Here is an 8,310-nt window from a genome sequence, read left to right as displayed (position 1 = left end):
GCCCTGTGGTTCGCCGTCGCGGGCTGGAGCGCCGCGCGCGACGACGACCGGATCGCCGCCCTGGAGGCGGGCCGCGACCGGCCGGTCGACCCGGACGCGCGGCCGGCCCTGCTGACGGCGCGGATCGGCTTCCTCGCCGCCCGGGACCGTCTCGGCGAGACCGAGCCCCTCCTCGACGCCCTCGACCGCGCCGGCGCGGTGCGGGAGGCGGCCCGGGCGCGGTACGTCATCGGCAACGCGCGGATGCGGCAGGCCTTCGCGCTGATCGGCCGGGGCGACCTCGACAAGGCCGCGCCCCAGGTGACGCTGGCGCGGCAGGATTACCGCCGCGCCCTCCAGGCCCGGCCGGAGTTCTGGGACGCCAAGTACAACCTCGACGTCGCCTCGCGCCTCGTGCGCGACTACCCGGAATTCGACCGCAAGACCGGGGACGAGCTGCGCGCCGAGCCGAAAGTGATCTGGACCGACATCCCCGGCCAGCCGCGGGGCGGCCCGTGAGACCGCGGCGCGTCCTGCCCCCCGTCCTGCCCCCCCTCGTCGCCCGCAACCTGCGCGACGGGCGGTTCCGCGCCCTGGCGGCCGCCCTCGCGCTGGCGCTGGCGGCCCTCGTCGCCCCGCCGATCCCGTTCACCCGCACCGGCGTGTCGGTGCTGGCGGTGGTCGACATCACCGGCAGCATGGCGGTGCGCGACTATCCCGCCGCCGCCGGCTCCGTGAGCCGGCTCGAGACCGTCAAGGCGGCGCTGCGGGCGACGCTGCCCGACCTCCCCTGCGGCTCGCGGGTGGCGCTCGGCCTGTTCACCGACCGCAGGCCGTTCCTGCTGTTCACGCCGGTCGAGGTCTGCGCCGACTTCGCGCCGCTGGACGGCGCCATCGCGGCCCTCGACCCGCGCATGGCCTGGGAGGGGGACAGCCGCGTCGCGGCCGGCCTGTTCCGGTCGATCGCCATGGCGGGGGAGATCGACGCCGACCTCCTGTTCGTCACCGACGGCCAGGAGACGCCGCCCCTGCCCGCCTCCGGCGGCCCGACCTTCGACGGTGAGGCCGGCGCGGTGCGGGGGCTGATCGTCGGCGCGGGCGGCTACGGCCTGTCGCCGATCCCGCGCTTCGACGATCGCGGGCGCGAGACCGGCTTCCTCGGCGAGAGCGACGTCCAGCAGGAGAACCGCTCCGGGCCGCCCCCGGCCGACGCGGAATCGCGCGAGGGCTACAACCCGCGCAACGCCCCCTTCGGCGCCCAGGCGGCCCACGGCAGCGAGCACCTCTCCGCGGTCCGCGAGCCCTACCTGAGGCGCCTCGCCGCCGAGACCGGCCTCGGCTACGTCCATCTCGACGGCCCGGGCGGCCTCGCCGCCCCTCTGCGCGCCGCGGCGACGCCGCGCCCGCTGCCCGGCCGCCTCGACCCGCGGCCCGCCCTGCTGGCGGCGGCCCTGGGGCTGACGCTCCTGGCCCTCCTGGCGAGCCCCCTCGCCCGTGCCCTTCGCGCGCTCCGCGGGCGCGCGGCCCACCCTGCTCCAACCCCTGCTCCGACCGGAGCGATCAGGACCTGACCATGCGGATGCCCCTCGCCCTCGTCCCGGCCCTCGTCCCGGCCCTCGTCCCGGCCCTCGCCGTCCTCGGCCTCGCCGGCGCGGCGCTGGCCCACGGGCCGACGCCGCAGAAGATCGACCAGTCGATCACCATCCAGGCGCCCCCGGACGCGGTCTGGAAGGTGGTGGGCGATTTCGGCGGTATCGGGCGCTGGCACCCCGACGTGGCCAGGGCCGAGGCGAGCGGCGGCAATGTCGAGGGCACGACCCGCCGGGTGACCCTCAAGGCCGGCGGGACCCTGGTCGAGGGGCTGGACGAGTGGCTGGCCGACGGCCGGACCTACTCGTACCGGATGTCCGACCCGGACCTGAAGGCGCTCCCGGTCTCCTCCTACTCGGCGACGCTCACCGTGACCCCCGACGGGACCGGCTCCAAGGTGTCGTGGATCGGCCGCTTCTACCGGGGCGACACCGGCAACGAGCCGCCGGAGAACCTCAGCGACGAGGCCGGGCGCGCGGCGATGAACCGCTACTTCGCGGACGGGCTCAAGGGCCTGAAGGCGGCCGTCGAGGGCCGGACGACCCATTGAGGCCCCGCATGCGCCACCTCCGGCTGATCGCGACGCTCGCGGTCGCGGCCGCCGCCGGGACCGGCGCTGGGATTGGTGTCGCGTCCGCGGCCGGCGACCCGGTCTGGGTCGTCAGCCAGCAGGGGGCCGAGCTGGCGCGGGTCGAGGCCGGGACCGTGGCCGGGCGGATCCCGCTCGGGCCGGCGCCGGTGGCAGCGGCGGCCGACCGGGCCGGCCGCCTCTACCTGACCCACCCCGACGGGCGCGCCGTCACCGTCGTCGCGCCCGGCGAGCCGCCCCGCCGCCTGCCCGTCCCCGGGCAGGCCTTCGGCCTCGCGGTGAGCCCGGACGGCGCCCGCCTGTACGTCGGCGACTGGTCGGGCGACCGCGTCCTGCGGATCTGCGCGGCGACCGGCGCCGTCGAGGGCGCCGCGGCGGTGGGCCGCGACCCGGCCCACCTCGTCCTCGACCGGCGCGGGCGGCTCTACGTCGCCGATCGCGAGAGCCGTCAGGTCAGCGTGATCGACACCGGGACCATGGCCCGGGTGGCCGTCGTCCCGACCGGCGAGGCGCCCTTCGCCCTGGCGCTCGCTCCGGACGAGGCGAGCCTCTACGTCGCCAACGTGCGCAGCGGCGATCTCACGGTGATCGACACGGCGACGCTGCGGGCCCGCGCCACGGTTCCGGCCGGCCGGATGCCCTACGGCGTCGCGGTCACCGGGGACGGCAGCCGCATCCTGGTCACCAACCAGCACGCCGCCGCCGTGACGGTGATCGACGCGGCCCGGCTCGAGATCGTCGCCACCGTGGCGGTGGGACCCTATCCCGAGGGCATCGCGGTGGCCGGTCCGCGGGCCTACGTGGCGAACTGGTTCTCGGACGATGTCTCGGTGATCGATCTCGCCACGTGGCGCGAGACGGCGCGCATCAAGGTGGCGGAGGGCCCGCGCACGGTCTTGGCCGTCGGGGAGCCCGCGCGATGAGCCGCGCCGGCCGCATCCGCATCCACATTCGCATCGCGTCCTGCCTGGTCCTGCTGGCCCCCGGCGCCTGCGACCGCGGGTCGGACGAGCGCGCGGACGAGCGCGCGGACGAGGCCGGCGCGGTGGTCGCCACCACCGCCGAGGGCACCCTGCCGGCCTGGCTCGGGCCGACCGACGGGACCGACCCGGCCCGCTGGCTCGCGGGACGCGAGGCCGGGAAGGCCCTGCCGGCCGACGATCCCCGCGTGCGCGCCATGGCGACGGCGCTGGCAGGGGCCCGCGACGGCTTCATCGAGGATCCGCGCATGATCGCCAACCGCACCGTCCAGCTCGGCCAGATGCTGGCCGAGGCCGGCACCGGCGAGGGCTACGGCGCGATCCTCGACGGTCTCGGCGGCATCGCGGCGGAACGCGGCCGCCGCAAGAGCCTCTACGGCGAGATGTGCCAGCACTACTACAACGCCCGGATGCAGGGGGCCGACCACGCGGCCGCGCTGGCCCGCCTCGCCGCCCCGCACCCGGCCCGCGAGGGGACGCCGTGAGCGCCGCCCGGGCCTCGGCCGACCGCCCGGCGGGGCGGGACGCTCCGCGCGGTCTCGACGCGGTGCTGATCGTCGACGACCACCCGGTCGTGCGGCGCGGCTTCCGCCACCTCGCGGAGGATGCCGGCGTCCGGGCGGTCCACGAGGCCGCGGACGTGGTGTCCGGCTACCGCACCTTCCACCGCCACCGGCCCGGGCTGGTGGTGACCGACCTCGGCTTCCGCGACCAGGGCCTGTCGGGCCTGTCGCTGATCCGCCGGGTGCGGGCCCTGGAGCCGGCGACGCGGATCCTCGCCTTCAGCATGCACGACGACCCGGTGATCGTCGCCCGCGCCATCGAGGGCGGGGCGCACGGCTTCGTCCTGAAGGACACGGCGGTGACGCGCTTTCACGAGGCGCTGGCGACCGTCTCGGCCGGCCGCAGCTACCTGCCGCACGAGGTCGCGACCAAGATCGCCATGCTGAATGCCGGGCTCCTGGAATCGCCCCTCGCGCGCCTGACCGCGCGGGAGGTTCAGGTCCTGTCGCTGCTGGGGGCGGGCAAGTCCAACGAGGCGATCGCCGACAGCCTGTCGATGAGCCAGCGCAGCGTGTCGGCCGTCGTCTCGGGCATGAAGCAGAAGCTCGGCGCCGGCAGCCTCGCCGACCTCCTGCGTATCGCCCTGTCGCGGGACGGGCGCCCGGTGTGAGGACGGCCGCCGTCAGCGCCGCATACAGCGGGCCGGGGCTACCGCGGCACGACCAGGCCGGGAATGATCGATCCCTGCGGCCCGAACGTCGCCTCGGCCTTCCGGCAATTGGCCGCGACGTCCTTCTGGTAGGCCGCGATGTAGCGGGTCGCGGTCAGGTGCAGGTCGCCGGTCTCCAGGCTCGCGGCATCGACGCCCAGGGCCTCGACGGTCTGCTTGAGGCGCGCGGGATCGCTCCGCAGGCCGGGGCATTCGAGGTTCACGAAGCCGGCGAGCCCCGCGAGCTTCGCCGCCTGATTGCGCCGCGGATCGGCGGCCGCGGGGTCCTGCGCCTGCATCGGGGGCTGTGCCTGGGGCTGAGGCTGCGCCGCGGTCTGCGCCTGAGCGTGTGCCGTCAGAAGACCCAGGAGGCCGGCCGAGACCAGGCCGGAAAGACGGACCGCGCGCATCGCTTCTCCCATCCCGTCGCAAGAGCAGCGCGTCCGTCGACCGTCACCGCTGCGCAGAGTTACGCAGTTCTACGCCGCAGGATCGGAGATTTACAATGCAGACCAAGCTTATAATCGTCTTAGTGGCCCTGGCGTGCGCGACCCTGCCGGCGGACGCCGCCCGCCTGACCGTGGACGACAAGGCCTCGCTGTGGCCGCGGGCGAGCGCGACCGACAAGATCGATTTCTCGACCCGGATGGGCCGGGCCTTCCACACGCTGTCGCCCAAGCTGGACGCGGCGTACTTCATGCGCTGTCTGGAGGAGACCGCCAATATCGGGGACACCAAGGATTTGCGGCTCGAGGAGATGGTGCGGACCTGCATCTCCCTCGTCCGGGACGAGGCCGAGTGAGCCGCCGGCCCGGCCTCACGCGAGATGGGCGACGATGTTGACCAGCCGGTCGAAGGGGTCGCGGACGTAGAACCGCTCCACGCCCCAGGGCTCCCGGGCCGGGCCGTACAGCACGGGCAGGCCGGCCCGCCTCACGCGGGCGAGGACGTCCGCCAGGTCGTCGACCTCGACCGAGATGTCGGGAACCGGCGTGCCCGAGCCGCCCGCGCTGGCCACGCTGATCTGCGGCGTCGCCGACATCCCGGGGGCCGCGAAGGTCAGGATCCAGCCGTGATCCATGACCACCTCCAGGCCGAGCACGTCCGCGTAGAAGGACCGCGCCGCCTCGACCTGCGTCGCCCGGATGTTGGTGACGATCCGCCTCACGGCCATGGCCCGGTCCCCGCTGCGCGCCGCCCCATCAGAGGGCTCCGCGGGCGGTCCGGCAAGGGCCGGGACGGCGCGCCGGGAGCCCGTGTCCCGACCACGCCGCGGTTCGCCGCCCGGAAATGCACGCAGCGATTGAACACAGGTCCTCCGGAAAGAATCCGGAAAGCTCCCCGATGGTACCGTCCGCGCCGGTGGGAGCTCGCACCGTCCAGCAGAATGTTCGCTCAGGCGGACGATTGGGATCCCCGGGTATGAACAGTGGGACGGTCGCGCTGCGGGAGAAGGCGAAGCTCCTCGACACCGTTCTCGACGCCATGGATCAGGGGCTGATGATGATCGACGCCGACGGCGTCGTTCAAGTCTGTAATGCCCGCGCCCTGGCGCTGCTCGACCTGCCGCTGGCCCTGATGCGGTCCCGCCCGACCTTCGAGGCCGTCCGGCAATACCAGATCGCGCAGGGGGAGTTCGGGAAGGCGAGCGAAGCCCTGCAGCGCTGGGTCGCCGACAGCGGCCTGGAGCGCCGCGCCCACACCTACGAGCGCGAGCGCCCCAACGGGACCGTGCTGGAGATCCGCACCGTGCCGCTGCCCGACGGCGGGGCGGTGCGGACCTTCACGGACATCACCGCGCGCAAGCGGGCCGAGGAGACGCTGCAGGTCAGCGAGACGCGCCTCGCCCTGGCGCAGGACGCGGGCAGCGACGGGCTCTGGGACTGCGATCTCACGACCGGGGAGGCGTGGTCCTCCGACCGCTGGTGGGGGGTTCTGGGCTACGAGCCCGGCGAACTGGCGAGCCACGCGCGGACGTGGCGGGCGCTGCTCCACCCGGAGGATGCGGGCGCGGCCGAGCGGGCCCTGGTCGAGCACCTGAGCGGGCGGGCGCCGACCTACGCGTCCGAGCATCGCATGCGCCGCAAGGACGGCTCCTGGGCCTGGATGATGACGCGCGGCAAGGTGGTGGCGCGCGCCGCCGACGGCCGCGCGCTGCGCTTCATCGGCACCCAGATCGACATCACCGCGCGCAAGGCCGCCGAGGGGCAGGTCGCCCACATGGCGCGCCACGACGGCCTCACCGACCTGCCCAACCGCGCCCTGTTCTACGAGCGGCTGGAGATCCGGCTCGCCGACCTGCACCTGAACGGCGGCGCCTGCGCGGTGCTGTGCCTCGACCTCGACCGCTTCAAGACCGTCAACGACAGCCTCGGCCACGCGGCCGGGGACTTCCTGCTCCGGGCGGTGGCCCATCGGATCCGCGCGGTGCTGCGGGCCGACGACATGGTGGCGCGCCTCGGCGGCGACGAGTTCGCCGTGCTGGTGGCCGATGCGGACGACCCCGCCCGCGCGGAGACCTTGGCGGCCCGCCTGATCGCGGCCGTCCAGGCGCCGATCCCCTTCGGCAAGCGGCGGCTGAAGGTGGGCCTGAGCGTCGGCATCGCCCAGGCGCCCAGCCACGGCTTCGACAGCGAGACGCTGTTCCGCCGCGCCGATCTCGCCCTCTACCGGGCGAAGACCGAAGGCCGGAACACCCACCGGGTGTTCGAGCCCGCGATGGACGAGGCCGAGGCGGCCCGGCGCGACCTGGAGCGCGACCTGCGCCAGGCGATCGAGGGCGACGAGCTCATCCTGTATTATCAGCCGCAGGTGAGTACCGGCACCGGCCGGTTGCTCGGGTTCGAGGCGCTCGTGCGCTGGGAGCATCCGACCCGCGGCCTCGTGCCGCCGAATGCCTTCATCCCCCTGGCGGAGGAGAGCGGGCTGATCCTGCCGCTGGGCGAGTGGGTGCTCCGCGCCGCCTGCCGGGAGGCGGCCCGCTGGGCGCACCCGCTGAAGGTCGCGGTGAACCTGTCGCCGCGCCAGTTCCAGCAGGCGGATCTGCCCGAGCGCGTCCTGGCGATCCTGACCGAGACGGGCCTGGCGCCGACGCGGCTCGAACTCGAGATCACCGAGACCCTGATCATCAACGACATGGCGCGGGCGCTCGGCATCCTGCGCCGTCTGAAGGCTTTCGGCGTGTCCATCGCGATGGACGATTTCGGCACCGGCTACTCGTCGCTCGCGACGCTGCAGGCCTTCCCCTTCGACAAGATCAAGATCGACCGGTCCTTCGTGGGCCATGTCGAGGTCAGCCCGCAGGCGGCGGTGATCGTGCGGGCGGTTCTGGGGCTCGGCCGCAGCCTCGGGATGAGCGTCGTGGCGGAGGGCGTCGAGACGGACGCGCAGATGCGCTTCCTGGCCGCGGAAGCGTGCGACGAGGCCCAGGGCTACCTGATCAGCAAGCCGCAGCCGATCGAGCGGTTCGCCGAGCAGATCGACGCGCCCGAGACCTTCGTGCCGCCCGGCCGCCCCGACGCGGCCGTCGCCTGAGGCGCGCCGCGCCGCTCCGGCGGCCGGACGATCGTCGTCGTCGCGGCGCGGGCCCCGGCGGCGGCCGTGCCGCCGCCTCTGTGGCACGGCCGCGACACCCGCCGCCGACGGCCTGTGGATGGCGCGCCCTGCCCCCGATCCGTCAAGGTTCGGATGCCAGCGTGACCGCGCACCTCCGATCCGGCTCCCTCAGCTCCGCCATCCCATGTTCGCACAGCCCCACGCCCTCATCCTCCGCCATCGCGAGCGCGCCGCCGTGCTCATCTCCTCCGCGCTGTTCCTGGCGGGCGCCCTGCCGCTCTTCTGGGCGATCGGCTGAGGCCCGAGCGCGGGCCGGCAGGACGTCTGGCGGCCGCGAGCCGTCGACCTTCCGCGTCGCCGCGCTCGCGAGCACCGGCGGCGCCGGGCCGCGATCCGGCCGCCCC

At 74.6% G+C, this 8,310-nt stretch carries 10 protein-coding genes; 8 read left to right on the top strand and 2 right to left on the bottom strand.

Annotated elements, in window-relative coordinates:
* The 6 genes from ME121_RS31970 to ME121_RS31945 form a co-directional block, all read left to right on the top strand.
* Positions 1–498: hypothetical protein (locus ME121_RS31970; RefSeq protein WP_059410272.1), on the top strand; the 498-nt coding region annotated here is incomplete at its 5' end.
* Entirely contained in the window at positions 495–1,550 is a 1,056-nt protein-coding gene (locus ME121_RS31965) for a vWA domain-containing protein (protein WP_059410271.1), read from the top strand. The genes ME121_RS31970 and ME121_RS31965, both read left to right, overlap by 4 nt.
* A gap of 2 nt (positions 1,551–1,552) precedes the next feature.
* Complete coding sequence (locus ME121_RS31960; RefSeq protein WP_024828918.1) at positions 1,553–2,119, top strand: SRPBCC family protein; 567 nt, start codon at positions 1,553–1,555, stop codon at positions 2,117–2,119.
* An 8-nt stretch (positions 2,120–2,127) separates the two neighbouring features.
* Positions 2,128–3,081: a YncE family protein gene (locus ME121_RS31955; RefSeq protein ID WP_053622414.1), complete on the top strand. Its 954-nt coding sequence runs from the start codon at positions 2,128–2,130 to the stop codon at positions 3,079–3,081.
* Positions 3,078–3,623, top strand: coding sequence for a hypothetical protein (locus ME121_RS31950; protein WP_059410270.1), 546 nt, complete (start codon positions 3,078–3,080; stop codon positions 3,621–3,623). Before ME121_RS31955 ends, ME121_RS31950 begins: the two co-directional genes overlap by 4 nt.
* The gene (locus ME121_RS31945; protein WP_053622415.1) at positions 3,620–4,312 is read left to right on the top strand and encodes a response regulator transcription factor; all 693 of its coding nucleotides are present in this window, start codon (positions 3,620–3,622) and stop codon (positions 4,310–4,312) included. Before ME121_RS31950 ends, ME121_RS31945 begins: the two co-directional genes overlap by 4 nt.
* Positions 4,313–4,350: 38 nt before the next feature.
* Here ME121_RS31945 and ME121_RS31940 read toward each other — a convergent pair whose 3' ends face one another.
* Entirely contained in the window at positions 4,351–4,761 is a 411-nt protein-coding gene (locus ME121_RS31940) for a hypothetical protein (protein ID WP_058607828.1), read from the bottom strand.
* A 95-nt stretch (positions 4,762–4,856) separates the two neighbouring features.
* On the opposite strand from ME121_RS31940, the gene ME121_RS31935 reads away from it, so the two are divergent.
* Positions 4,857–5,153 (top strand): hypothetical protein, encoded by a 297-nt coding sequence (locus ME121_RS31935; RefSeq protein WP_234740869.1) that lies wholly within the window; start codon positions 4,857–4,859, stop codon positions 5,151–5,153.
* 15 nt (positions 5,154–5,168) lie between these two features.
* Here the strand turns inward: ME121_RS31935 and ME121_RS31930 are convergent, their stop codons facing one another.
* Positions 5,169–5,525, bottom strand: coding sequence for a VOC family protein (locus ME121_RS31930; protein ID WP_012321115.1), 357 nt, complete (start codon positions 5,523–5,525; stop codon positions 5,169–5,171).
* A 248-nt stretch (positions 5,526–5,773) separates the two neighbouring features.
* Between ME121_RS31930 and ME121_RS31925 the strand changes: the two genes are divergently transcribed.
* Positions 5,774–7,885, top strand: a complete 2,112-nt coding sequence (locus ME121_RS31925; protein WP_043074506.1) for a putative bifunctional diguanylate cyclase/phosphodiesterase — start codon at positions 5,774–5,776, stop codon at positions 7,883–7,885.
* Positions 7,886–8,310: the final 425 nt, after the last annotated feature.

The sequence above is a fragment of the Methylobacterium sp. ME121 genome, assembly GCF_000974725.1.
Taxonomy (GTDB): Bacteria; Pseudomonadota; Alphaproteobacteria; order Rhizobiales; family Beijerinckiaceae; genus Methylobacterium; species Methylobacterium radiotolerans.
The sequence above is the reverse complement of the archived record's forward strand: the minus strand, read 5'-3'. Positions and strand labels throughout refer to the sequence as shown.

Excerpts from the sequence above, each read along its gene's own strand:
- ME121_RS31960 (WP_024828918.1), top strand. The coding sequence starts at position 1,553 with ATGCGGATGCCCCTCGCCCTCGTCCCGGCCCTCGTCCCGGCCCTCGTC.
- ME121_RS31955 (WP_053622414.1), top strand. The coding sequence starts at position 2,128 with ATGCGCCACCTCCGGCTGATCGCGACGCTCGCGGTCGCGGCCGCCGCC.
- ME121_RS31950 (WP_059410270.1), top strand. The coding sequence starts at position 3,078 with ATGAGCCGCGCCGGCCGCATCCGCATCCACATTCGCATCGCGTCCTGC.
- ME121_RS31940 (WP_058607828.1), bottom strand. The coding sequence starts at position 4,761 with ATGCGCGCGGTCCGTCTTTCCGGCCTGGTCTCGGCCGGCCTCCTGGGT.
- ME121_RS31935 (WP_234740869.1), top strand. The coding sequence starts at position 4,857 with ATGCAGACCAAGCTTATAATCGTCTTAGTGGCCCTGGCGTGCGCGACC.
- ME121_RS31930 (WP_012321115.1), bottom strand. The coding sequence starts at position 5,525 with ATGGCCGTGAGGCGGATCGTCACCAACATCCGGGCGACGCAGGTCGAG.
- ME121_RS31925 (WP_043074506.1), top strand. The coding sequence starts at position 5,774 with ATGAACAGTGGGACGGTCGCGCTGCGGGAGAAGGCGAAGCTCCTCGAC.